We start from the raw sequence: 24,182 nt of genomic DNA, 5'->3' as shown, positions 1-24,182 counted from the left end.
TGAAACTTTAAACACGCATCACATGTATTCAAATAACATAAAGAAAATATTTACAACAATATCCATTGCATTTCTTGCTTTCGTTGCCACAAACGTACATGCACAGGATGAGAACCCGGTGAAAAGTTATTTTGGTTTTTTTGGCGGTGTATCTAACCCGATGGGCGATTTCAAAAGCACCGATTACTATAACAACAAATCAGGTTTTGGAAAAAGAGGCTTAACTTATGGTTTGGATGGTGCCTTTTATTTCCATAAAAACTGGGCTATTGGGGCTTCAATTACTTACCAGGATAACGGCGAATTGAACCAGGCCAATGCCGATAGTCTTGCAGCCGGCTATACCAATTCTTACAATGCCGACCAGGCCACTGTTACCGCTACCAAACGTTATCAAACAGTAAACATTTTGCTTGGACCACAATATACTTTTCAAAAAGGTAAGTTTTTATTGGATTTGAGGGCGTCAGCAGGTATTATTAAAGTATTCTCTACTCCCGAAACCAATACACTATTAAGTGATGTTCCTCAGCAAACCGCTCTTTTCTATCAAAGAAGCGCTAGTGCTACTGTATTGGGTTATAGCGGTACTGCCGCCTTACGTTATAGATTGAGCGAGAATGTATTCCTGACACTGCGTGGAGCATATCTGTATTCTCCTGGCCCATCAATCACCAATCAATACCGTGATATAAGCCTTGGCAGATTAGTTACAAAACAACCATTTAATACGATCAATACAACGATAGGTCTTAATTTCGGGTTATAATAACTCCGGATCATTCCTGAAAACCTGCTTAGTTAATTCGAAGCAGGTTTTTTTGTTTAACGAAGTAAACTGATCGCCAATGTGATGATAAGAATAACGGCTAATGGGCGCCAAACGCTTTTGTATTTATAATGATCAGCAGGAAAGTATTTTTTATAGAAGTACTCAGCCAGGATTCCACCTCCTATAATTTGAGCCACCAGGCTATAAATATCATATTGCGTGTTTTGAACTATTGTAAGAGCAGTAGCATTTTGAGGAATATTAGAGACGCTAAACACCACCAGGGCCGATACGAAAACATAAGCGATAGAAAATAATAATATCCCTGTTGCCTGTCTTTTAAATCCTATGGAGCGCAGGTTAATCATAAGCAAAATGCCACCAAATAATGGTGAAAAAAATATGGAGAAAGCCAAAATGGCCCATTTTGAATAAATTGCTATGTCCTGTTGTTCTGGCTTTTGTTCGTTTGTCTCATCAAAATTCATACGCAAAGATAAAACGAATTTCGGCCTCAATAAGAAAAAATGGCCGGTACATTCTACCGGCCATTTTGGATTTATATTAAGACAGTCAGCAAATCACCTGATTAGTGATTTGGAGGCGTTGTCGGGTTGGTTGGTGTGGTAGGGCTGGGGCTTGGATTGCTTGGTGGGGTTGTAGGTGTTGTTGGCGTGGTAGGATTAGGGTTTGTAGGCGAATTGGGACTAGGGTTTGGTGGATTTGGACTCGGACTAGGAGTCGGGTTGGGATTTGGCGCAGGCGGATTTGGATTGGGGTTAGGATTTGGATTTGGTGCAGGAGTCGGCTGACTTGGGTCAGTCTTTTTCTTCTTTTTAGATGGAATAGTATCCTGAACGGCTGTTGTGTGATCAGTAATCACTGCGGTGCCGTTTGTATAATGTTCACTTTTTGCTGTCGCGACCTCAAGCACCCCGGCTAGAATGGCTGCTATAACGAATGCACTTAACTTTCTCATAATATTTGTTATTAAATTAAATGTTAATCAATAAAAACAACATTGTCGACTTTGTTAGGTTTTAATTAAATTAATTTAGTTAAAAGTTAATATTTTGAAACTGCTGTAATCAAGAGTTGTTTATATATAAAAACAAATTATCATGAAAAACATAAGCAAGATTATTTTGATGATGATTACAGTAGTTTCTTTTGCTGCCTGTATCAATCACTCTGATGATCATCCGATGAGAGACACTGTAGGTAACCGTTATGGTGTTGATACGGCAAAAGTTGAAAAAATGAATAAAGACACTGCCGCAATAACTGATAAAACAGGCGATGCTTCAAGCATAGATAACAGCGGATCAGGTGGTACCAAAATAGCTAAGTATACTGCCACAACGGATACTGCTAAAAAGAAATAACGCCATGGCTGTAAAAACAAAAAAGAAAACCAGGAAATGGTCGGCAAAAGTGACAAAGGAAAGCAATGCGCTTTCTCTGGAACAAGATATATTTAAATCAAAAGACCCGGATAAGATCGCAGCATCTTTAAAAAGCTCAGCCGAGCATAGCGATAGGCGCAAGGCATCGCCATTTCAAAGTGCTATGTCAATGCTGAATTTTTATGAGAACCGTGCGGGACGAAACTTATCCAAGCGGCAACGGGCGCCTTTAGAAAAGGCAAAGAATAAGCTCAGGAAATTGTTTGGACGAGAAGAAAAGTAATAAGAAAAAAGGATGCAGGCTAACCCGCATCCTTCTTTCATTAGGATGTTTTGGATTTAATCAAGTATTCGATAGTATTTCCTTACAGCCTCATAATCTTTAAGATTAACATGATTATTCAGACCAATATTCACGCTGCCAGGTATAATAACATACCGATATTGGATTAAGGTTGATAATGATACACCGGCAGAGTCGTCTGCAGTAAATCGTGTGATAATGAAGCGACCTATCATAGGGAGATAACTAATTGTGCTTTCCTTGCCACCTGCATCACTGGTATAAGGCATTGGAAATACCCCAGCTCCAAAATTTAAATACATTTGAATTGATGCGTTACTCAGCATTGATGACGTGATTGAAGGAGCAGACAGATCAGCAATCACTAAACTGGATTCATCAATAGTTGTATCCCTGATATTTGTTGCAAAATTCCAGCCAGAGTATTGCACATTAGCTGTGCCTGCCGGTCCTTGCAATGATACCGCAGGCCCCCAGCCTGTAATTGTTTTAGGTCCATATAGTAAATAGTTTGTTTTATCAAGATAATAATCCCCATTGTTGCCCAATGACGCAGATGGAATGCCACTGCCGTTTAATATCTGGCTACCCGCTGCTCCTGTTGCTCCGGTTGAGCCTGTTGCGCCGGTTGGGCCTTTCAGAGAAAACCCTGTTCCCCAGCCAGAAGCTGTTTTGGGGCCATATAATAAACCAGTTGTGGTGTTCAGGTAAAAGTCGCCAACTACGCCAAGTGAAGCGGCGGGTATGGTTGTGCCACTATAAATAACACTTCCGTTTTTGCCATTGGCTCCTGTGGGGCCTGCCGGACCAACAGCCCCTGTTAAACCTTGTGCACCGGCGGTTCCCTGTGCACCTGTAACCCCCCGTGGCCCGGTTTGACCTTGTGGACCTGTTGCGCCATCCTTACCGCATGATGTCACAAAAAACAATGCAGCAACCAGTAAAACTGATAAGTAATTGATCTTTTTCATTTTTCAGGATTTAATTTTTCTAATAGGGTTAATGATATAAAAGGCGTCTGTAGCCTTTAATTACCCAAAATTGAAAAAGTGCAACCGAATGATTGTTAGTGTATGCACGCAATGTAAAGCGTTATTTTACCTGATATGAAAGCGTAGTTTTACTCAGGCGAAATTTATTTGCCGGAATGTTTGCAATCAGTGATTAGGGAATACGATCCATAGCCTGCACCTGTGCCACATATGCAGGAGGAAGGATAGCGTTTTTCAGTATGTTTTGAAGATTAACGAGCCTGAAAAGTTTATAAATAAATACAATGGGCGATAACCAATGAATTTTGCCCAGACGAAGCAATTTCTTGGCCTGTTGAGGAACCAGTAATAATTGCGCCTGCTTCAATATCCAATAGCGCACAAACCCCAAATGCTTTCGGTATTTACGATAAAGATCGAAAGTGAAATCGCTGCAAATCAAGTCTGTTGATAATTGCTCTTCGCGTTTGATCAGCCAATCCTGGTAGCTTACAGGCAAACCGACAAGGCCCATGCGCTTACCTACACGATAAAATACTTCAAACACTTCTGCCTTTTCAGCCTCGGAAAGTTGGCGTTCCAGTAATTCGTAAGAACGGATAGAATAATCTATCAACAGGTATAAAACGTCCAGGTAAGCCTCATCGGGGATTTGCATACCCCGATCTGCCTCGACATTTTTGTGAATAGCAGTGATCTGATCTATTGCACGTAATGCCGCATCATATTCTGAAAACAGGATTCGCCGGGCGTAAGCAACCGTGCTGAATAAGCGTCCAAGAGGGTCGGAGGGGAGACGCCCGGTAAAATATAACCAATCGACCGATTTATTTAAGGCAAACTCAGCCGATGCACCGGCAAAAATAAAAAGTATGGTATCGGCTTTTCCCCATATCTGCCGGACAATAGAATTTTTATCTACAAAATAGCTGCTCATCTATATTCCCTCTCTCAATTAAAACTCAATTTCCGGCCAATTCGTATTTTTTCGATAATCAGCACAAGCAGTATCCCAAGTGTATAACACAGTAAATCGCTGAATGAAAAGCTGTTTCCCAGGATCAATAGAGCTATCCGGGAATGTTGTAAACTTAAAAGTTTTACTAAATGAAAATACTGCGATAACTCAACAGCATAGGCAAATACCAATACTCCGATTGCAGTCTTCGTAACGGAAGCGTCCATAAAGCTTTTAATGAAACAGTACAATAATATCACCACCAGGAAATCGCCGCCATATGGCCGGATGAATGCATCATGCATATAAATGCCGATCATCAATTCAACGACCAGCAACACAATAAAAAAGAGGAAATAATTTAAATTAGCTCTCATAAAAAGTACTTTGTTATGCAAAGTAAAATATAATTATCAACATTTTCAAATGATTTCTTCCTTCACTAAAGAAAAGTTCAATAAATAGCCAAGTCAGATTTTTAAACCAAATATCATCTAAGTTAATTCCATATGTGAATTCGCAATTTCTTATTGGTTAAAAATTGCGCCATTGCGTTATGAATAACCCGATACATTCTGAACTATACTTCTATATGTTTAGTTTAATTGATTTTGTGGACAATATTTTGCTTTTGTGGAAAACATTATTTAACCAATAGGTAACTGTTGCAACATGGTTTACCGTAGAAGAGGGCCTAATTAATTTAAATATTATTATGTCCACCAAAAACAAATTATGTTCAATGGCGGCTACGATAGGTGTAGCCGCTTTATTATCAGCAACTTTATCATCATGTCAGAAGGACCAGCAGGCTGCACCGGTCGAAAAAGCAGTAGTTGCGTCTAACTCGATAGCAGTTGTGAATACCACAAGCTCGTTGGCTACAACTTACACAACTGCGGCTCCTATTGCTTATTACAGTAAAAGTAATATCACTATCAGCGGGCTTTCCATAAGCGGTGGCACCAACTGTATTGCTTTGTATAACTGTAATAATGTGCATATTACCAATTGCAGGCTAGCCAATGCTTCAGTGTACGGTATTATGCTGAACAACTGCACAAATATTACCGTTGATAATTGCTTTATTACCAATGTAAAATCAGGTGTTCATGTTTACCAGGGATCAACGATAAAGGTAAACAGCAATCAGTTCCTTAACATGCTCGGTCCATTTCCCGACGGTTGTTTTGTTCAATTTGCAGGCGTAAGTGGCGGTGGCAACCAGATCAATAATAACAAGTGCGAGGATATACCAGGCGTAGGACATCCGCAGGATGGTTTGAGCTTGTATCAGTCTAACGGTTTGCCTGGTGACTCTATACAGGTTATGGGTAACTGGATCAGAGGCGGACAGATTCAGCATGATTCAGGTGGTGCAGCAGGCATCGTTTTGGGTGATGTGGGTGGTTCATACCAGGTTGCGCGCTGGAATAAACTGGTCAATCCGGGTTATGTAGGCGCACAGGTGCAGGGTGGAAGCCATATCAAAATGGATCATAATGTGATCTATGGTGCTAGCACGCCGTACTCTAATGCAGGGATGTGCTATGCTAACTATTCGGGCGCACCAAGTACGGATGTGAATATGAGCTATAATTGGGTTAAATATTATCAAACCTCTGGCGCCGAATGGGATGTTTGGGTAGATAAGAGCGTGTCGGCACCGGCTGGTTGGAGTACCAATTATCTGAAAGCAGGTATATCAGCTACGATACTTCCTACAACCATTATCACAATGCAATAAGACGATTATTGCGACAGCCCTCTGTGAGTAATTGCAGGGGGCTTTTTTGTTTAATGTGAATTACAAGCATGGTTGTAACCGATTAGCTGGTCTGTTTTTCAAAACAATTATATTCAACCCAACGTTTTTATGAAAATCCCAATCACCATGTGGCAGGAAAAAGACAATAAACTTTATAAAGCTTTCACTTTTAAAGACTTCTCAGATGCTTTTTCATTCATGTGCCGGGTAGCTTTACTGGCCGAAAAAAGCAATCATCACCCTACATGGACAAACACATGGAACAAGGTAGAGATCTGGCTCAATACCCACGATGCCGGAGATATCGTAACCGATAAAGACCATAAGCTGGCTGAGGGAATAGATAAGCTGGTTTAAGATTGATTTCGGATTTTCGATTTCGGAATTTTAATATTTCGCAGGTTGAATTTTACATTTAGGATTTAGGGCTTAGAATTTAGAATTTTTGCTTGACGCTTAGGATTTAGATTTTAAGATTTAATTTCTTATCTTTCAGGCTACAAAGACTTTATCATGAAGCCATTGCTCGTTTTACTTATAGCTTCAGTGGTTATTTTACTGATCACGCATGCCATCTCGGGCGGTTGGGATTACATTATCGCCGGTAACCTGGGTATGGCCGCCATGCTGGTTTTTACAGCAATAGGACATTTTATTTATTCGCAGGGTATGATGCTGATGATGCCCAGCTTTATTCCGGGCAAGAGGGCGCTGGTGTATGTCACGGGTGTAGTAGAAGCCTTATTTGCTATCGGATTGTGCATGCCATCAACCAGGCGCCTTTCGGCTGATTTGCTGATACTCTTCTTTTTGCTCATATTACCTGCCAATATCAATGCTGCTTATAAAAGCGTTGACTACCAGACCGCTACTTACGAAGGCAGGGGGATTAACTATTTATGGTTGCGCATCCCCATGCAAGTATTCTTTATAGTATGGGCGGCATACTTTGGATTAATCGTCGAGCAGAATTATTAACTACTTTTTGCAATAACTAACACTACCCCGAATTTTCAACAAATACGGCAATCACAGGCCAATAAATTAACTTTAGCCCTTTAATAAAAAGGACAGACTATTGGCAAAAGATTCGGGCAAAGAGACGCCGTTGATGCAGCAGTATAACCAGATCAAGGGGAAATATCCGGGTGCGTTATTGCTGTTCCGTGTGGGGGATTTTTATGAGACATTTGGCGAGGACGCAGTTAAGGCAGCCGGTATACTGGGCATTGTATTGACCAAACGAGCCAATGGAGCCGCCACTCATATCGAGTTGGCCGGTTTTCCGCATCACTCATTAGAAACTTATCTTCCCAAACTGGTAAGAGCCGGGCAACGTGTGGCTATCTGCGACCAGTTGGAAGATCCGAAAGCTACCAAAACTATTGTCCGCCGCGGGGTAACGGAACTGGTTACGCCGGGAGTAGCTATAAGCGATAATATCCTTCAGCAAAAAAGTAACAACTATCTCGCCTCATTATATTTTGAGAAGAACAGCATAGGTATAGCCCTGATCGATATTTCGACAGGCGAATTTCATACGGCGCAGGGTAATGGTGCTTATATCGATAAATTGCTTCAAAGCTTTAGTCCGAGTGAAGTGATCTTTCCAAAAAGCCGTTACCACGAATTCAAAGAATTGTATGGCGACCGCTTTTACACCTACATGCTGGATGAATGGCCCTACAGCGGTGATTATGCGCAGGAAACATTACTAAAGCATTTTGGTGTAAAATCGTTAAAAGGTTTTGGTATTGATAAATTGAATCTGGGCATTATAGCTGCAGGTGTTGCTCTCCATTATTTGAATGAGACCGAACACCGCAACTTGCAGCATATTTCGGCTGTCAGCAGGATAGAGGAAGATCGTTACTTATGGCTTGACCGTTACAGCGTCCGCAACCTGGAATTGGTGGGCTCATCCAATGAGAATGCGCATACACTGGTAGAGGTGCTGGATCAAACCTGCTCCCCAATGGGAGCAAGGTTATTGAGGCGATGGATAGTAATGCCGTTGAAGGAAATTAAACCAATTAACGACCGCTTGGGTGTTGTTGAATATTTAGTTGCTCAGGATGAACTGCGGGATGAATTGCAGCAACATATCCGCCAGATCGGTGACCTGGAAAGACTGATCTCTAAAATTGGTTTGCAAAAAGCTAATCCGCGTGAAGTTTGTCAGCTTAAGAAAGCTTTGAGAGCTATTGAGGCTATCAAAAAGCAATGCGAAGCAACAGATAATCAGCCATTGAAAGCCATTGCTGAACAGCTGAACCCCTGTACGCTGATGAGCGAAAAGATTGAGAAGGAGCTTCATCCTGAGCCACCGGTTGCAGTTATCAAAGGCTCAGTGATCAATACCGGAGTAAGTGAGGAACTGGACAGGTTACGCAAAATTGCTTTTGGTGGAAAAGGCTATTTATTAGAAATACAAAAACGGGAAGCAGAGCAAACTGGAATACCATCACTTAAAGTAGCCTTTAATAATGTGTTTGGTTATTATTTGGAGGTAACGCATGCTCATAGAGATAAAGTGCCTTCCGATTGGATACGCAAGCAAACTTTAGTGAATGCTGAACGATATATTACTCCAGAGCTTAAAGAATACGAAGAGCAGATTTTAGGCGCAGAAGAAAAAATATTTGCGCTTGAATCTCAGCTGTATAATGATCTGCTGTATTCACTTATCGAATACATTAAGCCAATACAACTCAATGCGCAATTGATAGCCAAGTTGGATGTACTGCTCAACTTTGCAACAATCTCTATAAAGAACTACTATACAAAGCCAGATATCAACGAAGGGCGGCTTATTGATATCAAAGGCGGTCGTCACCCGGTAATTGAAAAGCATTTGCCGTTGGGTGAAGAATACATAACCAACGATGTTTACCTTGACAGCGAATCACAGCAAATCGTCATTATTACCGGTCCGAATATGGCGGGTAAATCGGCTTTGCTCAGACAAACAGGATTGATCGTGCTGATGGCGCAAATGGGCTGCTTTGTGCCGGCCAAGCAAGTGTCGATCGGTTTGGTTGATAAGATATTTACAAGGGTAGGGGCATCTGATAATCTTTCATCGGGCGAATCAACGTTTATGGTGGAGATGAATGAGACGGCAAGTATATTGAACAATTTGTCGGACCGTAGTTTAATTCTGTTGGATGAGATCGGTCGTGGTACGTCAACATATGATGGTATCTCCATTGCATGGGCTATTGCTGAATATTTGCACAACAACCCTACAGCACGGGCTAAAACCTTATTTGCTACGCATTATCACGAATTGAACGAGTTAAGCAACTCTCACCCGCGGATTAAAAACTTCAATGTCACAGTAAAAGAAGTCGGCCATCAAGTGATCTTCCTGCGGAAACTGGTTCCGGGAGGAAGTGAGCATAGTTTTGGTATCCATGTGGCCAAGCTGGCAGGTATGCCACCGAAAGTACTGGCGCGCGCTAACGAAATATTAAAGAAACTGGAAAACGAACGCACAGGAGGTGAGCACATTAAAGAAAGCATTCGTAAAGTGCAGAAGCAGGCTGTGCAGATGCAGATGTTCAGCATTGATGACCCGGTATTAGTAAAAATTCGCGATACGCTGAATAACCTCGATGTTAATACTCTTACCCCGGTTGAAGCTTTAATGAAATTAGACGAAATACAGCGATTGATCAAAAGCTGATTTGGATTTCAATGTTGATATGTTAAAAATCTAAGCAGTTAACTTTTAAGCAATGTCTGTACTTTTAATTCATGATCAAAAAATACAACCTGATTATCCTTTTCGCAGCAACCATAATTCTATCCGCCTGTCATTCGCGCCGTGCTGTGATGAAAGGCGAACCGGGTGAAGTTGTGGCTCCACAGCCTAATATTGCTGAAAAATATTCGGCTATACTGGGGGTGGATGTCAACTCGATACAGAACGGGCGCCTGTATGCATTTATTGATCAATGGATGGGGACACCGTACCGTTTTGGTGGTTTGGATCATGACGGGATCGATTGCTCCGGGTTATCCTTTCTTTTGGAACAGCAGGTGTATGGCATCAATATCCCTCGTACTACCGGTCAGCAGGTGCAGATCATCAAAAGGAAATATGAAGAAGAGCTACAAGAAGGCGATTTGGTGTTTTTTGATTATGACGGCAAAAAATTCAGTCATGTAGGAGTCTATCTTCAAAATGGATATTATGTTCATGCCAGCTCTACCCGGGGTGTTACGATAACCAAACTGCACGATCCGTATACCTACAAGTACTTTTCGCGATGTGGGACTGTAGCGGTTACAGATGATACCGTTAATGCATCAGATAGTAAGTAATTCAAAATTCCGTAACTTTGCGACACTATGCCGGAAGAAAAGGAACGCTACAATTTTTGGACTAAATATAAACGCTTCGCCACTACGGAGATCTTACTTTATGTGATTATGATAGTAGGCATCATCCTGGGCATCATTATTTTTGGCTGATCACTTTTTAATGAGCACTACGTTATATTCATCAGCGTCTACTGCTGTTTGGAAGAAATCAACCAGTTCCTGGTAGGTGTCTTTGCTATAATTTCCGTCCTTAAGCTGCAATACCCTATGATAAACCAGTTTATCGTCTTCAAGGCTCATGGTCATTGTAAAGTTCCCGAAAGGCCTGGTAAGATGTTTTTTTATAGGTTCAGATTCCAACTTGTAGCCTTTGGGCAGGGTATAAGTAATATCATCCTCCTCTGTATACCCCCGTTGAATACATACCGGATTAGTGCGATTTATAGTCTGTCGGAGTGTTCGGGCACGGTTTACAGAATTAAGCGAAAAATATATTTTCCCATTATTCATGGCGGCATATTCTTTGGCTGATAATTCTATCTCTTCTGTGGTGCAGGGAGTAAGGCTTTTATCCTGTTTGTAAGTCAGTTTTTTTATCTCCATATTATTTATGGGATAATATCTTTTTACATCCTTGATGCGTTCAGACTGAGCATCCTCTATAATATTATACCGATCATCATAATCCGTCCCCTTTAATACGGTTTCCATGCTGCCTGATAAAACACCTTCATCATTCAGCACAAAGTCAGCTTTGCGTTTTTCAATATTTTCCTCCGCCGTATACTTTGGGGTATGCATTAATTTGCCACCATCGGGTGTGCAGGCCAGCACAGTACGGTCGTCGGTAAAGTCACTCAAAAATCCAAAAGGGATCTGCTGACTTGTACATTCCAGCCAGGTAGTATCATTTTTAAATGGAAGGCACAAGATTACGTGATTGCCTTGCATACTCGCGAAATCAGGTAGCATGCTGATCTTATCATTACGATTGCCATAAACAATACAATAATACGATTCGATACCAGCTACATTAAGCAAAGCCCTGGTATAATTGCACAATGCTTTACAATCGCCATAACCATCTTTGTCTACCTCAGTGGCTGAAAAGGGTTGATAACCGCCAATGCCGATCTGTATGCTCACATAATGCGTTTTATGCTGCATGTACTCATATATTTTCTGTGCTTTGAGCTTCGGATCACTAATGTTATTAGTTAATTCCTTAATATAAGCAGCTGTTTCGGGCGGGACATCCTGTCTGTTCGCCAATAGTTTATCGTACTGCCATTTACCAAGTTGCTGCCAATTGGTATAAGAACCCTGTATGCCATAATAACTGAACTTTTCGGGCGCAACCATTACACGTGTGAAATAGGTATGCCAATCCGGACTATAAGGCTCATTTTTTATAGCCTTTACATCTTTTATTTGCCATGAGTAGGTTTTTAGCCCATCTTTTGTAGAACCGATCTCTGCCTTTTGAGGAACATTGATCTCCTTGTAGCGGAGGTTGAAATCAGGTTTGGCAATGATCTTGTATGAACTTTGTTCAACAGCCATATTAGTTTCATTGACCGGCTCCCAGCTCTCAATATTTAATGTCTGCTTATATTTCAGTTCATATTCGTACTCAATGGTGTAAGGATATTGAGTAATGGAAGGGATATAATGTTTTACCCGGTAATCCTGGAACAGATTGCCGCCGCCACCGGTGGCTTCATCAGCAAAATCGCGCTCACTAAACTTGCTTATTTGCTTTCCGTACTCATCATAGGCCACGCCTTTAATATTTTTTATGCTAACGCTTTTGTTATAAAAGATCGCCATATGGGCTATGTCGTCGCCATTTTTGTTAAGTACAGTGACCGCCTTTTTTAAATGGTAGGATACATTATCCAGATCCTTTATTTCAACGGTTATCTCCTCATTACGAACAACAGCACTCGCGTATGGTAGTAAACTTTTGGGTATAAGGCTTGCTGCGTAATTGCTCTGGGCTTTAGCTACTACACAGCACAACAGCATGCAGGGTAACAGGAATATTCTTTTTATCATTTTTTCTTAAACACAAATTCGTTTTTCTGAGCCAGGATGATCTTGTTATAAAGCTCTTTCAAATATGGATATTCCTCGGGACTATAAATAGACTTATTAAAGCGCGTATCATATGAGAAACTGAAATTTTGAGTATCACCATCAAACGCGGTGAAGAAATTGCCGCCTTTATTAGGCATGGCTATTGACATTGCCTGTGGCGGATTTTCCAGAACATATTGCTGCGGAAGATGAACATTAACAATATAACGTTCATCAGAAGGCATCCCCCAGTCGACAGGGAAATCACGTTCAGCTAGTTTAAATGGATTAGTGGTAATCTGATTTAACAGAAAAGGACTAAACGAAAGTTGATCGTGGTTCATACTATCATATATGTTCATCTCTACATCGTAAGTTTCGCCCAGGGGTTTATCCAAACTATCTATGTTGACAAAATCAGATTTGACGATTTTTGTCTTCCGCAACTTTTCACCAATGCTTTCCACATATTCATTTATCGAGTTGAATTTTTTTATTTCAATACGTCTCAAATATCCACTGTAGCCGGATGAATAACGGGTAATGCTGCCCTTCATTTTACCATCATCCTGTAAAGTAAGATCCAATGCGTAGGTTATATTTTCCCGTTGGTTGGTATTCAGATCGATCCAATAAGAAGGCTTATCAAGACTGAAAACACGCCCCTGATCGTTAAGGCAACGCATAGGCAGCATGCCAAAAGGCAGCAGTGGCTCTGTTGCATCCAATAGATAACTTTTATCACCAATGTTGGCCTTAGCTACCACATAGTTAAAATCACCAATACTTGGATATAGTTTATTGATGTTACCATGTTCCCGGGTAGACAATAATATTGCCTCTGTAGGTATACCTCCGGCATTTAAGGCAGTTACCAGGGCCAGGTTAATATCACCGGCATTGCCGCTATGACTTGTCAGTGCCTGCCGGATACCATCGTCGCTCCCAAAATCCTCATCTTCATTCCATTTTATAGTACTTTTAATGTAATTATAAATGGCCTGGGCCTTTTCCATCTGATCGGTTTTACCGGCGATTACGGGCGCAATACGGTCCTTCATTAACCCACCACGTTTAAGCTGTCCGCCAAACCATCTCTCTGTTTTCAGGTTATAGTCTATATCTTTCCATTCTTTGGCGTATTTTGTTTTTGCACCGTTCTGCAGATCCGTCTCTTCCTCCAGTTCAAAATACACCGCCGATTTGTAGTTTTTTTCGGCAGTCATATAATCCTCTGGTTTAAAAGCAGGAATATCGCTCATGCCGTACACAATGTTTGAACAATCTGCCGAACCGCTTCCAAACGTAAAGCACTTGCTTTCAACTTTTGCAGTGTTTTTGGTAAGCTTTAAGTAACCACGCATTGAGGCGTTGAAATTCCACAGACCCGGTATATGTACTTCATATTCAGAATATATTTTAGGAATATAATCCTGGAAATACCATGGATGAAACAGCCGAAAATAAGGCGATATCAGGTGGTAGGTTACTTCGATAATACAACCGCTTCGCAAAGCAGGCATTGTAAACTTTATTAATGAATAGTGTTTGTCTCTTTTTTCCGTTATAACTTTTTTGGGATTCAGCTCTGCCTGTTGGACATTCCCGTTATCATCTTTATAAAAAGTTATACCTTTAACCTTCTCAACCTCTTCATATGCCATAGCATCACCGCTATAAACCGGTATAACAAATGTGCCTTCTCTCTCAAATTCCTTACTATCAAAAAACTTTATTTTGGTGTGATATTCAAAAGTTAGCCTTACCTGGTAGTCATTTGTCAGATTTATTCTTGATGTTCCGTATTCATTCAAAACAACAGCATGTGCCGAAGTATCTTTATCATATTTTTTCAGGTTCAATGCGGCATTATCTACCTCACCATAAGGAAAATCCTGACCAAATGCGCATACTGAACTAAAAATAACTATAAAGAGGAGTAAAATTTTTTTCATAATTGTTACAAAATTTAGGTGGCATTAAATTATGACTTTTAACGCATATTTTAAAAGGAAAGATTACTGCTTCTTTTTAAATAATAGGTTTTCTTTTTCCGCAAGAATTACCTTATTGAAAAACTCTTTTAAAGAAGTATATTCACCGGCAGGATAGATCGTATTGTTGACCTTGATCAGGCTTGAAAATGTATAAGTATTATTGTTTTCATCAAACTTTATAGCAAAAAAAGCATCATTATCAGCTAATGATAATGACTGGTTTTTCGGTGCAGATTCAATTCCGTACTTATCGGGCATGTGAAGAACTAAAACATAACGCTCTTCATAGGGCATTCCCATGTCGACAGGATAGTTGCGATTGGTTAGCTTAAATGGGTTGACATCTCTTTTGTCAAAGAAGTATGGATTAAAACCATAATGATCCTTAACAAAGCTGTTTCTTGTATCTATTTCAATATCAAGGTCTTCGTTAATAGGCGCATCCAAACTGTCAATATTGGTAATATTTGATTTCAGGACTTTTATATGGCGCCACCGCCCCTCAAGGCTTTCTATATATTCATCTATTGAATTAAATTTCTTTATCTCTTTTCTTCTGACATAAGCATCAAATCCCTGTGTATAGTGATTGAGTTTGCCTTTTAGTTTACCATCGTCCTGCAGCGTCAGATCAAGCGTAATTGTGCTTATCTTGCGTTGTTTGGTATCCATGTCAACCCAATAGGATGGCTTATCCAGGCTGAATGCACGACCCTGGTCGTTCAGGCATTTTATTTGCAGCATACCAAAAGGTAAAACCGGATCAGTGGCATCTAAAAAATAAGATTTACCACCTATAGGGACCCGGGCAACTACATAATTAAAATCACCTATCACGGGATATAGTTTATTAACTAAACCATGCTCGCGTGTTGATAACAAAACAGCTTCTGCAGTAATTCCTGCAATGTTTAAAGCGTTAACCAACGTCAGGTTAATCTCCGCATCGCTTCCTGTGTGTGCTTCTATGGCTTTCTTCAAGCCATCATGGCTGTAAATACCGTTAAAATTATTCCACTTAAACCAGCTTTGTGCCCACCTGTATATGGCTTTTGCCCGCTCAGTAGTGTCGTTGATAGTTAAAATTGCTGGTGGGACATGGTCTTTTACTACATTTTTCTTTTTGAGCAGGCTACCAAACTCAGGATTATCCTTCAGAATATTATCTACATCCTTCCATTCTTTGGTTACTTTCTTTTTTTGACCGGTGTATGGATTGGTAAATTCGATCAGATCGAAATTCAACGCCGCCATATAGTTTTTGGGCGAAGTCATATACTCTTCAAATACAAATGCCGGCACATCGTCCATCGCATAGCTAAGCAACAGGCAGCCACTTTTAGAATTTCCCGCTGAAAAGCAATCGTTTTGAACATCCGACTTACTTTTTGATAACTTTAGCGAACCTCTTAAGGCTACATTGTAGTTCCAGAATCCCGGTATTTTAGCTTCATATGCTGAATGCACCTTGGGAAGAATAGACTGAAAAGCCCAGCTGTGCAAATGATCAAAAAACGGAGATATTAAGATATACCGGTATTCTATTACACAACCGGCACGCACATCCGGCATTGCAAACTTCCAGGTGCTTTCAAATTTGTTTACTTTGGTTTTATAGATGTTTTTGGTATCCAGTTCTGCTACCTGTGTTATACCATTATCGTCTTTATAAGATGTTATGCCGCTGATATTATTAATTTCATCTCCAGCGGTGTTGTCTTCATTGTTAAACAAAGGCAATACTACCGTTCCACTAAAAAAACCCCTTGAGTCGAGAATCTTTATCTTAACATGGTATTCGTAAGTCAACCGAATATTGTTGTCAAAAGACATTCCGATCTCCGCTTTGCCATATTCATTCAATATTACGGCGTGTGCTGAAGTATCTTTATCATAGACTTTCATATCCATCTCTGCCTGAGTGGCTTTGCCATATTCGAAATTTTGAGCTTTTACTGAGAGAGAGATAAAAAGTATGATAAAAGAGAGCAGGTATTTACACATAGGGGTAAAAAGTTTAAGCGGATGAAGATAAAATTTAAAATGTGTAAATTTTTAATGCTTCAAAAAATTTTGCCTGTAAAAACTTTTTAAGACCTTTGCATGCCTTTCTTTATAAGAAAAATGAAACTGAATTTAAAACGCCCTCTTGCATTCTTTGACCTGGAAGCTACCGGAACTAATGTTGGGATCGATCGTATTGTAGAAATATCTGTTATAAAACTTAATCCGGAAGAAAAAGAGGAAGTTAAAACATGGCGCATTAACCCTGGTGTTGCCATTCCCCTTGAAACTTCTCTGGTACATGGAATATATGATAATGATATAAAAAATGAACCTGCTTTTAGCATAGTAGGAGCCGAAATAGCTGAGTTTATTGGTGATAGCGACCTTGCGGGGTACAATTCCAACAAGTTTGATATCCCGATGCTGATGGAGGAGTTTTTGCGTGCGGGCATCCCATTTGATATCGACAACAGGTATTTTGTTGATGTGCAGAATATTTTTCACCAGATGGAACAGCGCACCTTAAAGGCGGCTTATTTATTCTATTGCAATAAGGAGATCATCAATGCGCACTCCGCTGAGGCAGATACCCGTGCTACTATGGAAGTGTTGCTGGCACAGATAGAAAAGTATAAGGATGCAGACTTTATCGATAAGAAAGGTAATAGTTTAAAGCCTATTGTAAACGATATTGAAGCTTTACATCACTTTACTAACCTGAACAGACCGGTTGATTTTGCCGGGCGAATGGTATTTAATGAGCAGGGCGAAGAAATATTTAATTTTGGTAAGCACAAAGGCAAAAAAGTAGAAGACGTTTTTACTGTAGAACCAAGCTACTATGCCTGGATGATGCAGGGCGATTTCCCTTTGTATACCAAGCGCAAACTGGAAGAAATTTACAGTCGTTGGAATGCTAAAAGAGTAGCAGAGCGCAGGGAAAGACCTGTTCAACCTAAAACAGAGCAGGAAAAACCAGCTCAGCCTACTGATAAACCTGTTGCCGCTTCAAAGCCCGCTACGACTTCAAAGCCTGCAGACAACCAGCCTAAAAAGGAATTTCGTAAACCCGATAACAGGAATAATAATTACAATCGTCCGCCTAAAAAGGATGAGCCTGCCCGGCCCGTTGATGACGACATGCTAAAGATGCTTACGGATAAATTTAAGAAGGGATGATTAGTTAATCAGTGATCGGTAAATTAGTGATAATACTGATTTACTGATCAGGGATATTCTTTAAAAACGAGATATTCCGTTGCAAGCCTGCGAATTTGGCTCTTTTCACCGGAGATTTTTCAAATACTTTTTGAAAAACATCTTCGGTAATCTCTTCCCAGTCTTTTTTGCTCATTTCAAGTAAATTACTGCGAGGTTCAAAGGCTGATTCGTGATGCAGGACGGAGAAACGGTTCCATGGACAAACATCCTGGCATACATCGCAACCGAACATCCAGTTATCCATTTTGCCTTTAAACTCTTGTGGTATTTCGTTTTTCAGCTCGATGGTGAGGTAGGAGATGCACCGGCTACCATCAACAACATATGGTGCAACAATTGCTTCAGTGGGGCAGGCATCGATGCAACGGGTACAGGTACCGCAATGATCGGCAGTGGAAGGAATATCATATTCTAATTCGATATCTACGATCAGCTCAGCTAAAAAAAAGAAAGATCCTTTTTTTGTATTAATAAGATTGGTGTTTTTACCAACCCAACCTAATCCTGCTTTTTTTGCCCAGGCCTTATCCAAGACCGGAGCAGAATCAACAAAAGCACGGCCATGTACCTCGCCGATCTTCTCGTTGAGCGTCTGCAATAATTGCTTTAATTTATCTTTAATAACACTATGGTAATCAATACCATATGCATATTTTGAAATCCTAGGAGCTGAGGGATCTGATTGTTGTTGTTCTGAATAATAATTCAATCCAAGGGAAATCACTGATTTAGCGCCATCTACTAATAAACGGGGATCAAGGCGCTTATCAAAATAATTTTCCATGTAATGCATTTCGCCCTGCATGTTCTGCTTTAACCACGACTCGAGGCGTGGGGCTTCCTGCTCCAAAAATTCAGCCTTAGAAATACCGCAAAACAAAAAGCCGAGTTTTTTAGCCTCGGTTTTGATCAGTTTGCTATAAGCCGATAGATTCTGCTGCATTTATGCAAAGATAATATAAAGTAAAATGATGGCTAAATCATATGAATGCGGTATTAAGCGAAACAGATTTTTTTCTTAACTGTTGTATAATTATAACTATTAATAAAATACTAACATGTTACAGTTTATAAATGATCTTCCGGATCATGTTGTTGGCATACGTGCCACAGGAGAAGTGAATAAAGACGATTATGAAAGAGTATTAATTCCGCATTTAGAGGAATTAGCAAAGCGTCAGGGTGAAATAAATTATTTATTGGTACTAGAGACTAACGTGCAGAATTTTAGCGCGGCGGCCTGGTTCGAAGACTTTAAGCTTGGTTTAAAGAATTTTACTAAGTGGAATAAGGTTGCGATAGTAACAGATCAGGCGAGTGTTGAATGGCTTACTGATGTGTTCAGACATTTTATACCCGGCGAATCGCGTGGATATAAATTAACGGAGTTGCCTGAGGCTATTGCCTGGGTATCTGCAAAACATGAAGATGAATTTCATGATACAGTTTCCTCGGATACGGTATTGAACGATATTCAATCTCGCTCATCAAACAAAGGGCAGGGCCCTGCAGGTGAAAATCTTTAAAAATATAATTTTATGGAAAGCGCAGCAATGAATAATCCTAAGGACGAGCATATCCTGAATAAGGACGACTCGATAACCAATAAAGATGGTGATAATTATTTAGAAAAAGGCGAGCAGCCAACAGATCAGAATAAGCCTGATAAGGAACGTGTCCCCACCGTTACACCCGATAATGATAATGGCGATCCGGGAGCTCCGGCCGAAGAAAAGCCATCTAAAAAGAATGCTGAATCTAAAAAATATGCGCTGTAGGATCAGTGCTTATCAAAGAAACCAACCTGGCGCAGATACGCCACCTGATCAAAATAGTTGGTTTCTTTGATTATTTTATTGTTTTTAATAACGAAGATTGCACAGCATTGCAGCATATATTTTTTGCCTTCCATATAGGACGGTTCCCCGTTTTCCGGCTTAGCCATGGTACCTCCCCAAGAATACTGCACAATTATATTATCACCTGACTTGATAGTATTGGTAACCGTGTAAGCAAGATCTGGTGTAGTTTTGTAATACCGAGTGTAAACATCGGTTACACCTGTTGGCCCAATCTTGGGGCCTTCCCAATTAGGCGAATAAATCATTGCATCAATCGCATATTCATTGGCTAATCCTTTGATATCGTGACTATTCAAAAGCTTAAAATGCTCGCTTATCACATCGGTTGTTTGTGCTTTTAAAACCTGTACTGAAAGTATCAGTAAGACGACTATGCTACAATAAGATAATGGTCGGTTCATGTTTGAATATACACATTATCAGTTAATTATGGAAATTTTTTATTGAAATCACCCTAAAAGAGTTACTCGTAAATGCTTATTTTAATATGATTGAGTGTCGCAAAAGCACCCTTAGTTTGTCGATTTTATGAGTTCATTTTCAGGCTTTAATTACTGACATTTGAAGTAAACCAAACGCTATGGATACCATCGAAATAAAAGAAGATTGCAAAGTAATTATTGCAAAGAATGCCATGCTAAATAATTCAGATTTTTTTGATGTAGCGATGGCTAACGTAAAAATTGTGAATGCTAATCTAAGCGACCTGGAGATAGAAGGAGCACAATTAGGCGGTGCTTATATTCATAATATTGGTATGCCGCCGAAAGATCACCCAATGTATGACCCTGAAGCGAGGCAGCGCCCTCTGCGTTTTAAGGATTGTGATTTACATGGTAGCACGATTACTAATTGCGACCTTAGTAGTGTTGAACTAACGGATTGTAATATAAAAGGACTAAAAATAAACGGTATACTGATTGAAGAACTGATCAATCAATATACCGTCGGAAAGTCTTCTTAGAAACTATGCTCGATGCTATTCATCAACGCTTTGTCAGACCAGTAACCGCTATCCAATATTCTTCGCACGGTCATCAGTGGGTCATTTGCGTCACGTTTCTCGGCTAACTGGAATGCCAGTTTAAAGCCGCGTTTGTGTAATTGAGGCAGATTCGCTTCGTTCCATACACCAAATGGATAAGCAAAATATTTAACAGGTTTTCCGGTAATTTCCTCCAGCTTTTTGGTTGGTTTATCCAACTGAATTTCCCAGTCCTTGGCAGTAGATAATTTTTTGAAGTTGCTGTGGTTCCAGGTATGGCTGGCAATAACATTTCCTTCATCAGATAGCTGTTTTATCTGTTCAGAGCTCATGTAATGCTTTACTTTACCAATTGATACAGTCATGATAAAGAACACGCCCTTAAAACCATATTTTTTCATTTCAGGACGGGCTATATCAAACTGATCCTTATCGGTATCATCAAAAGTCAGCATGATAGGTTTGCTTGGCAGCGGTGTGCCTTTGGTCAGGTAATCATACAATTGATCGGGCAGGATAGTATGGTAACCCTGCTCGGCCAGCATTTTTAAATGTGACTTAAAAGCCGCAGGTGGTATGATATAATCTTTTGATACTTTGGAATCAGTAGATTTCCAATCGCGTATCTGGTGGTAACACAAAATAGGTACTTGTTTGCGGCCCATGATGGCTGCATTATTCTGAGGTATCACTACAAAAGGCAGCGGCGTTGGATTTTCTATCGGTTTAGCCTGGCAGGTAACGGTTGCAAATAAGCCAAGCGCAGCGAGTACAGGGGTTAATTTTAACATAGTGAATGGTATTGTTTGATGGCGAAATTAAAAGAAAATAACATTACCATATCGTTAAATGTTAACAATATTTGGCACTGTTTATAAAACTATCCGCTTACCTTCTTTGATCGATCTTTTGGCTGCATCCAGTATCTTCATCGCAATCATATTATATTTTAATGACGACTGGTCATCTTCCTTTATCTCACCTTTCAAATTTGCAGCCAGGTAAACCAAAGGATCATTAATAGGTGCAGGCAGTGAAGTAACAGTCTTTGCGCCTTTCTTGTTTTCGCGCATGCGACTGGCAATTTCGGTTCCGTTAAAAGCATGATAATAACCATGTTCACCAAATACTTCCATGTCTTTTATAGAGAAAGGCCAGTTCCATGATCCTTCAATTTGTGCGGTAGCGCCTGGGTATTCTACCAAGATGGTAGCGTCGTCTTCCACTTTAGGGTAAACTTCTGGTTTGTAATGCCTTGCAATAGCAGTTACAGCAATAGGCTGCTGGCCATGCATAAACCAGGTTACCAGGTCGGCGCCGTAACAGCCAAAGTCGTTTAATGCGCCTGCACCATTTAATACAGGGTCAGTAAGCCAGGCTAAAAACTCCTTGCTGCAGCCAATTTCCTTTGGCCCCTGGTGACCATCATGAAACACCATCTTTTTGATAGGGCCGATGCTGTCGTTGTTTACAGAAGTATACACATCATTGTAAGATGGGTACCAGGTAGTCTCGTAATTGGTCAATACCTTGATATGATATTTATCAGCAAGTTCTTCAATTCGTTTTGCCTGATCTAAAGTAGCTGCCAGAGGCTTTTCTACCATAACAGGGATACCAAGCGGTGCACATACTTCTACAATATCAACGTGATTTGCGACTGCGTTATAGCCCAACACGGCATCAGGTTTTTTGCCTTTCAGCATGGTTTTCAAATCGGTATAAAATACAGCATCCGGCAGATTGAATTGTTTGCCATATTTTTCCCACAGTTCCTGATTGGGTTCTGCAATGCCGATAATATCTACCTGCCCGTGTTTATAGGCATTCAGGATGTTATAGATGTGATCGTGATTAAGACCGGCTACGCATACTTTTAATTTTTGAGCCGATGCGATGGTGAATAAGCTCAGTAACAGAGCAATAGTCAGGAATATTTTATTTTTCATGGTAAAATAAATGGGTGCAGCAAAAGAAATAATATTTTAATACGATCAGCAGATGTAACAGAAAAATAACACTTTAAAACAAAGTTGGATTGCCACCTGTACGCGGCTTGCCCAAATGCTTATACGCATTATCAGTTGCTTCCCGACCGCGGGCTGTACGCATCAAAAATCCCTCTTGTATCAGGAACGGTTCATACACCTCTTCAATAGTTCCTTCATCTTCGCCAACGGCTGTCGCAATGGTTTTTAAACCGACAGGTCCGCCTTTAAATTTATCAATGATGGTCAACAAAATCTTGTTATCCATTTCATCCAGACCATGCTGATCTACATTCAGGGCGTTCAGTGCATAGTTGGCTATATCGGTATCGATGTTGCCGTTCCCTTTTATCTGGGCAAAATCTCGCGTACGACGCAACAGTGCATTCGCAATACGCGGTGTACCACGACTGCGACGTGCTATCTCATAAGCGCCTTCCTCGCTAATCGGTGTTTTTAATATCGATGCTGATCTTAATACGATGTTAGTCAATAACTTAGAATCATAGTATTCAAGTCTTGAATTAATTCCGAAACGGGCGCGAAGGGGGGCGGTAAGCAAGCCTGATCGGGTAGTGGCACCCACCAATGTAAACGGATTCAACGACAATTGTACCGAGCGTGCATTAGGGCCGGTCTCCAACATAATATCGATCTTAAAATCCTCCATGGCCGAATACAAGTATTCTTCAACCAGTGGACTTAAGCGGTGTATCTCATCAATAAATAAGATATCTCCCGCCTCAAGGTTGGTAAGCAGACCTGCAAGATCACCGGGTTTATCTAATACGGGGCCAGAAGTAATCTTGATACCAACGCCCATCTCATTGGCGATGATGTGCGATAGAGTGGTTTTACCTAATCCCGGTGGGCCGTGCAGCAACACATGGTCAAGCGCTTCGCCGCGCTGGCGTGCTGCCTGTACAAATACACGTAAATTGGCTAATATTTTATGCTGACCGGTAAAATCCTCAAATGCTTGCGGACGTAATACTTTTTCGATATCACGTTCAACAGGAGAGAGTTTTTCACCATCAGGATCAAGGTATTCATTCATGCTAACGAATTTAGTATTTATTTTTTGATTGCGGAAGTCGAAATGTCGAATGCGGAATTAGAAAAACAATAATTTAAAAAAAACTTCCGCATTCAAACTTCCGCATTCATCCTTCCGGATATTTCCTGAAAATACTGTTGATCTTCATTTGTATAACGCCAAAAATAGCTTCTTTAAATATCCCTTTTGACATTTTTGAGGCGCCTTCCGTACGGTCTGTAAAAATTATAGGGATTTCAACCAGGTTAAAGCCATGTTTTACCGTAGTATATTTCATCTCTATCTGGAAAGCATAGCCAATAAACTGCACTTTGTCCAGGGGTATTTTTTCCAGCACTTCTTTTTTGTAGCATACAAAACCTGCAGTGCAATCTTTCACAGGCATCCAGGTGATCATGCGCACATAGACTGAAGCGCCATAGGAAATGAAGATGCGGTCGAAAGGCCAGTTTTTGAT

General features: G+C 40.4%; 27 protein-coding genes. 13 read left to right on the top strand and 14 right to left on the bottom strand.

All coding sequences use genetic code 11. The annotated features are described in order from the left end of the window. The first annotated feature begins 22 nt into the window (after positions 1-22). Positions 23-769 (top strand): hypothetical protein, encoded by a 747-nt coding sequence (locus tag VIM89_RS01610; RefSeq protein WP_488154372.1) that lies wholly within the window; start codon positions 23-25, stop codon positions 767-769. A gap of 56 nt (positions 770-825) precedes the next feature. Here the strand turns inward: VIM89_RS01610 and VIM89_RS01605 are convergent, their stop codons facing one another. Together VIM89_RS01605 and VIM89_RS01600 are read right to left on the bottom strand one after the other, a co-directional pair. Continuing rightward, the gene (locus VIM89_RS01605; protein ID WP_488154371.1) at positions 826-1,260 is read right to left on the bottom strand and encodes a hypothetical protein; all 435 of its coding nucleotides are present in this window, start codon (positions 1,258-1,260) and stop codon (positions 826-828) included. Between the two features lie 101 nt (positions 1,261-1,361). Beyond that, entirely contained in the window at positions 1,362-1,751 is a 390-nt protein-coding gene (locus VIM89_RS01600) for a hypothetical protein (RefSeq protein ID WP_488154370.1), read from the bottom strand. Between the two features lie 142 nt (positions 1,752-1,893). Between VIM89_RS01600 and VIM89_RS01595 the strand changes: the two genes are divergently transcribed. Further along, positions 1,894-2,157: a hypothetical protein gene (locus VIM89_RS01595; protein ID WP_488154369.1), complete on the top strand. Its 264-nt coding sequence runs from the start codon at positions 1,894-1,896 to the stop codon at positions 2,155-2,157. A gap of 4 nt (positions 2,158-2,161) precedes the next feature. Next, entirely contained in the window at positions 2,162-2,461 is a 300-nt protein-coding gene (locus VIM89_RS01590; protein WP_488154368.1) for a DUF3175 domain-containing protein, read from the top strand. A gap of 56 nt (positions 2,462-2,517) precedes the next feature. Here VIM89_RS01590 and VIM89_RS01585 read toward each other — a convergent pair whose 3' ends face one another. The 3 genes from VIM89_RS01585 to VIM89_RS01575 form a co-directional block, all read right to left on the bottom strand. Next, a complete protein-coding gene (locus VIM89_RS01585; RefSeq protein WP_488154367.1) occupies positions 2,518-3,453 on the bottom strand; it encodes a hypothetical protein in 936 nt (311 codons plus the stop codon). A 193-nt stretch (positions 3,454-3,646) separates the two neighbouring features. After that, positions 3,647-4,411 carry an oxygenase MpaB family protein gene (locus tag VIM89_RS01580; protein ID WP_488154366.1) on the bottom strand — a complete coding sequence of 255 codons (765 nt, stop codon included), beginning with the start codon at positions 4,409-4,411 and terminating at the stop codon, positions 3,647-3,649. A gap of 14 nt (positions 4,412-4,425) precedes the next feature. Further along, on the bottom strand, positions 4,426-4,809 hold the full coding sequence (locus VIM89_RS01575) for a ribosomal maturation YjgA family protein (protein WP_488154365.1): 384 nt from the start codon (positions 4,807-4,809) through the stop codon (positions 4,426-4,428). Between the two features lie 338 nt (positions 4,810-5,147). Here VIM89_RS01575 and VIM89_RS01570 point away from each other — a divergent pair, with 338 nt between their 5' ends. From VIM89_RS01570 to VIM89_RS01545, 6 genes are all read left to right on the top strand, one after another. Beyond that, positions 5,148-6,179, top strand: a complete 1,032-nt coding sequence (locus tag VIM89_RS01570; protein WP_488154364.1) for a right-handed parallel beta-helix repeat-containing protein — start codon at positions 5,148-5,150, stop codon at positions 6,177-6,179. Between the two features lie 129 nt (positions 6,180-6,308). Next, entirely contained in the window at positions 6,309-6,557 is a 249-nt protein-coding gene (locus VIM89_RS01565; protein WP_488154363.1) for a 4a-hydroxytetrahydrobiopterin dehydratase, read from the top strand. A 156-nt stretch (positions 6,558-6,713) separates the two neighbouring features. Then, positions 6,714-7,178, top strand: coding sequence for a DoxX family protein (locus VIM89_RS01560; RefSeq protein ID WP_488154362.1), 465 nt, complete (start codon positions 6,714-6,716; stop codon positions 7,176-7,178). A gap of 100 nt (positions 7,179-7,278) precedes the next feature. Continuing rightward, positions 7,279-9,888: a DNA mismatch repair protein MutS gene (gene mutS / locus VIM89_RS01555; protein WP_488154361.1), complete on the top strand. Its 2,610-nt coding sequence runs from the start codon at positions 7,279-7,281 to the stop codon at positions 9,886-9,888. A 71-nt stretch (positions 9,889-9,959) separates the two neighbouring features. After that, a complete protein-coding gene (locus tag VIM89_RS01550) occupies positions 9,960-10,529 on the top strand; it encodes a C40 family peptidase (RefSeq protein ID WP_488154360.1) in 570 nt (189 codons plus the stop codon). Between the two features lie 27 nt (positions 10,530-10,556). Beyond that, entirely contained in the window at positions 10,557-10,679 is a 123-nt protein-coding gene (locus VIM89_RS01545) for a hypothetical protein (RefSeq protein WP_488154359.1), read from the top strand. On the opposite strand, the gene VIM89_RS01540 is transcribed toward VIM89_RS01545, so the two are convergent. The 3 genes from VIM89_RS01540 to VIM89_RS01530 form a co-directional block, all read right to left on the bottom strand. Beyond that, positions 10,680-12,587: a DUF3857 domain-containing protein gene (locus VIM89_RS01540; protein WP_488154358.1), complete on the bottom strand. Its 1,908-nt coding sequence runs from the start codon at positions 12,585-12,587 to the stop codon at positions 10,680-10,682. After that, the gene (locus VIM89_RS01535) at positions 12,584-14,563 is read right to left on the bottom strand and encodes a transglutaminase family protein (protein ID WP_488154357.1); all 1,980 of its coding nucleotides are present in this window, start codon (positions 14,561-14,563) and stop codon (positions 12,584-12,586) included. Before VIM89_RS01535 ends, VIM89_RS01540 begins: the two co-directional genes overlap by 4 nt. 63 nt (positions 14,564-14,626) lie before the next feature. After that, positions 14,627-16,609, bottom strand: coding sequence for a DUF3858 domain-containing protein (locus tag VIM89_RS01530; RefSeq protein WP_488154356.1), 1,983 nt, complete (start codon positions 16,607-16,609; stop codon positions 14,627-14,629). A 120-nt stretch (positions 16,610-16,729) separates the two neighbouring features. Here VIM89_RS01530 and VIM89_RS01525 point away from each other — a divergent pair, with 120 nt between their 5' ends. After that, entirely contained in the window at positions 16,730-17,791 is a 1,062-nt protein-coding gene (locus VIM89_RS01525) for an exonuclease domain-containing protein (RefSeq protein WP_488154355.1), read from the top strand. Between the two features lie 40 nt (positions 17,792-17,831). Here the strand turns inward: VIM89_RS01525 and queG are convergent, their stop codons facing one another. Beyond that, on the bottom strand, positions 17,832-18,776 hold the full coding sequence (gene queG, locus VIM89_RS01520; protein WP_488154354.1) for a tRNA epoxyqueuosine(34) reductase QueG: 945 nt from the start codon (positions 18,774-18,776) through the stop codon (positions 17,832-17,834). 115 nt (positions 18,777-18,891) lie between these two features. Here queG and VIM89_RS01515 point away from each other — a divergent pair, with 115 nt between their 5' ends. Together VIM89_RS01515 and VIM89_RS01510 are read left to right on the top strand one after the other, a co-directional pair. Next, on the top strand, positions 18,892-19,359 hold the full coding sequence (locus tag VIM89_RS01515) for a SpoIIAA family protein (RefSeq protein WP_488154353.1): 468 nt from the start codon (positions 18,892-18,894) through the stop codon (positions 19,357-19,359). 12 nt (positions 19,360-19,371) lie between these two features. Continuing rightward, positions 19,372-19,611: a hypothetical protein gene (locus VIM89_RS01510; protein WP_488154352.1), complete on the top strand. Its 240-nt coding sequence runs from the start codon at positions 19,372-19,374 to the stop codon at positions 19,609-19,611. Between the two features lie 2 nt (positions 19,612-19,613). Here VIM89_RS01510 and VIM89_RS01505 read toward each other — a convergent pair whose 3' ends face one another. Next, positions 19,614-20,096 (bottom strand): nuclear transport factor 2 family protein, encoded by a 483-nt coding sequence (locus VIM89_RS01505; protein ID WP_488154351.1) that lies wholly within the window; start codon positions 20,094-20,096, stop codon positions 19,614-19,616. 179 nt (positions 20,097-20,275) lie between these two features. On the opposite strand from VIM89_RS01505, the gene VIM89_RS01500 reads away from it, so the two are divergent. Further along, the gene (locus VIM89_RS01500; protein WP_488154350.1) at positions 20,276-20,659 is read left to right on the top strand and encodes a pentapeptide repeat-containing protein; all 384 of its coding nucleotides are present in this window, start codon (positions 20,276-20,278) and stop codon (positions 20,657-20,659) included. Here the strand turns inward: VIM89_RS01500 and VIM89_RS01495 are convergent. The 4 genes from VIM89_RS01495 to VIM89_RS01480 all read right to left on the bottom strand — a co-directional run. Beyond that, entirely contained in the window at positions 20,656-21,471 is an 816-nt protein-coding gene (locus VIM89_RS01495) for a polysaccharide deacetylase family protein (protein ID WP_488154349.1), read from the bottom strand. The two genes, VIM89_RS01500 and VIM89_RS01495, sit on opposite strands and share 4 nt — an antisense overlap. Positions 21,472-21,552: 81 nt before the next feature. Continuing rightward, positions 21,553-22,629 (bottom strand): Gfo/Idh/MocA family protein, encoded by a 1,077-nt coding sequence (locus VIM89_RS01490; protein ID WP_488154348.1) that lies wholly within the window; start codon positions 22,627-22,629, stop codon positions 21,553-21,555. 73 nt (positions 22,630-22,702) lie between these two features. Further along, positions 22,703-23,725, bottom strand: coding sequence for a Holliday junction branch migration DNA helicase RuvB (gene ruvB / locus VIM89_RS01485; protein ID WP_488154347.1), 1,023 nt, complete (start codon positions 23,723-23,725; stop codon positions 22,703-22,705). A gap of 106 nt (positions 23,726-23,831) precedes the next feature. Next, on the bottom strand, positions 23,832-24,182 hold a 351-nt coding region (locus tag VIM89_RS01480; RefSeq protein ID WP_488154346.1), incomplete at its 5' end, for a glycosyltransferase family protein.

The sequence above is a fragment of the Mucilaginibacter sp. genome (assembly GCF_036568825.1).
Taxonomy (GTDB): Bacteria; Bacteroidota; Bacteroidia; order Sphingobacteriales; family Sphingobacteriaceae; genus Mucilaginibacter.
The sequence above is the reverse complement of the archived record's forward strand: the minus strand, read 5'-3'. Positions and strand labels throughout refer to the sequence as shown.

What these genes read in the sequence shown, in the direction of transcription:
- VIM89_RS01610 (WP_488154372.1), top strand. Translation starts at nt 23, where the DNA reads ATGTATTCAAATAACATAAAGAAAATATTTACAACAATATCCATTGCA.
- VIM89_RS01605 (WP_488154371.1), bottom strand. Translation starts at nt 1,260, where the DNA reads ATGAATTTTGATGAGACAAACGAACAAAAGCCAGAACAACAGGACATA.
- VIM89_RS01600 (WP_488154370.1), bottom strand. Translation starts at nt 1,751, where the DNA reads ATGAGAAAGTTAAGTGCATTCGTTATAGCAGCCATTCTAGCCGGGGTG.
- VIM89_RS01595 (WP_488154369.1), top strand. Translation starts at nt 1,894, where the DNA reads ATGAAAAACATAAGCAAGATTATTTTGATGATGATTACAGTAGTTTCT.
- VIM89_RS01590 (WP_488154368.1), top strand. Translation starts at nt 2,162, where the DNA reads ATGGCTGTAAAAACAAAAAAGAAAACCAGGAAATGGTCGGCAAAAGTG.
- VIM89_RS01585 (WP_488154367.1), bottom strand. Translation starts at nt 3,453, where the DNA reads ATGAAAAAGATCAATTACTTATCAGTTTTACTGGTTGCTGCATTGTTT.
- VIM89_RS01580 (WP_488154366.1), bottom strand. Translation starts at nt 4,411, where the DNA reads ATGAGCAGCTATTTTGTAGATAAAAATTCTATTGTCCGGCAGATATGG.
- VIM89_RS01575 (WP_488154365.1), bottom strand. Translation starts at nt 4,809, where the DNA reads ATGAGAGCTAATTTAAATTATTTCCTCTTTTTTATTGTGTTGCTGGTC.
- VIM89_RS01570 (WP_488154364.1), top strand. Translation starts at nt 5,148, where the DNA reads ATGTCCACCAAAAACAAATTATGTTCAATGGCGGCTACGATAGGTGTA.
- VIM89_RS01565 (WP_488154363.1), top strand. Translation starts at nt 6,309, where the DNA reads ATGAAAATCCCAATCACCATGTGGCAGGAAAAAGACAATAAACTTTAT.
- VIM89_RS01560 (WP_488154362.1), top strand. Translation starts at nt 6,714, where the DNA reads ATGAAGCCATTGCTCGTTTTACTTATAGCTTCAGTGGTTATTTTACTG.
- VIM89_RS01550 (WP_488154360.1), top strand. Translation starts at nt 9,960, where the DNA reads ATGATCAAAAAATACAACCTGATTATCCTTTTCGCAGCAACCATAATT.
- VIM89_RS01545 (WP_488154359.1), top strand. Translation starts at nt 10,557, where the DNA reads ATGCCGGAAGAAAAGGAACGCTACAATTTTTGGACTAAATATAAACGC.
- VIM89_RS01540 (WP_488154358.1), bottom strand. Translation starts at nt 12,587, where the DNA reads ATGATAAAAAGAATATTCCTGTTACCCTGCATGCTGTTGTGCTGTGTA.
- VIM89_RS01535 (WP_488154357.1), bottom strand. Translation starts at nt 14,563, where the DNA reads ATGAAAAAAATTTTACTCCTCTTTATAGTTATTTTTAGTTCAGTATGC.
- VIM89_RS01530 (WP_488154356.1), bottom strand. Translation starts at nt 16,609, where the DNA reads ATGTGTAAATACCTGCTCTCTTTTATCATACTTTTTATCTCTCTCTCA.
- VIM89_RS01525 (WP_488154355.1), top strand. Translation starts at nt 16,730, where the DNA reads ATGAAACTGAATTTAAAACGCCCTCTTGCATTCTTTGACCTGGAAGCT.
- queG (WP_488154354.1), bottom strand. Translation starts at nt 18,776, where the DNA reads ATGCAGCAGAATCTATCGGCTTATAGCAAACTGATCAAAACCGAGGCT.
- VIM89_RS01515 (WP_488154353.1), top strand. Translation starts at nt 18,892, where the DNA reads ATGTTACAGTTTATAAATGATCTTCCGGATCATGTTGTTGGCATACGT.
- VIM89_RS01510 (WP_488154352.1), top strand. Translation starts at nt 19,372, where the DNA reads ATGGAAAGCGCAGCAATGAATAATCCTAAGGACGAGCATATCCTGAAT.
- VIM89_RS01505 (WP_488154351.1), bottom strand. Translation starts at nt 20,096, where the DNA reads ATGAACCGACCATTATCTTATTGTAGCATAGTCGTCTTACTGATACTT.
- VIM89_RS01500 (WP_488154350.1), top strand. Translation starts at nt 20,276, where the DNA reads ATGGATACCATCGAAATAAAAGAAGATTGCAAAGTAATTATTGCAAAG.
- VIM89_RS01495 (WP_488154349.1), bottom strand. Translation starts at nt 21,471, where the DNA reads ATGTTAAAATTAACCCCTGTACTCGCTGCGCTTGGCTTATTTGCAACC.
- VIM89_RS01490 (WP_488154348.1), bottom strand. Translation starts at nt 22,629, where the DNA reads ATGAAAAATAAAATATTCCTGACTATTGCTCTGTTACTGAGCTTATTC.
- ruvB (WP_488154347.1), bottom strand. Translation starts at nt 23,725, where the DNA reads ATGAATGAATACCTTGATCCTGATGGTGAAAAACTCTCTCCTGTTGAA.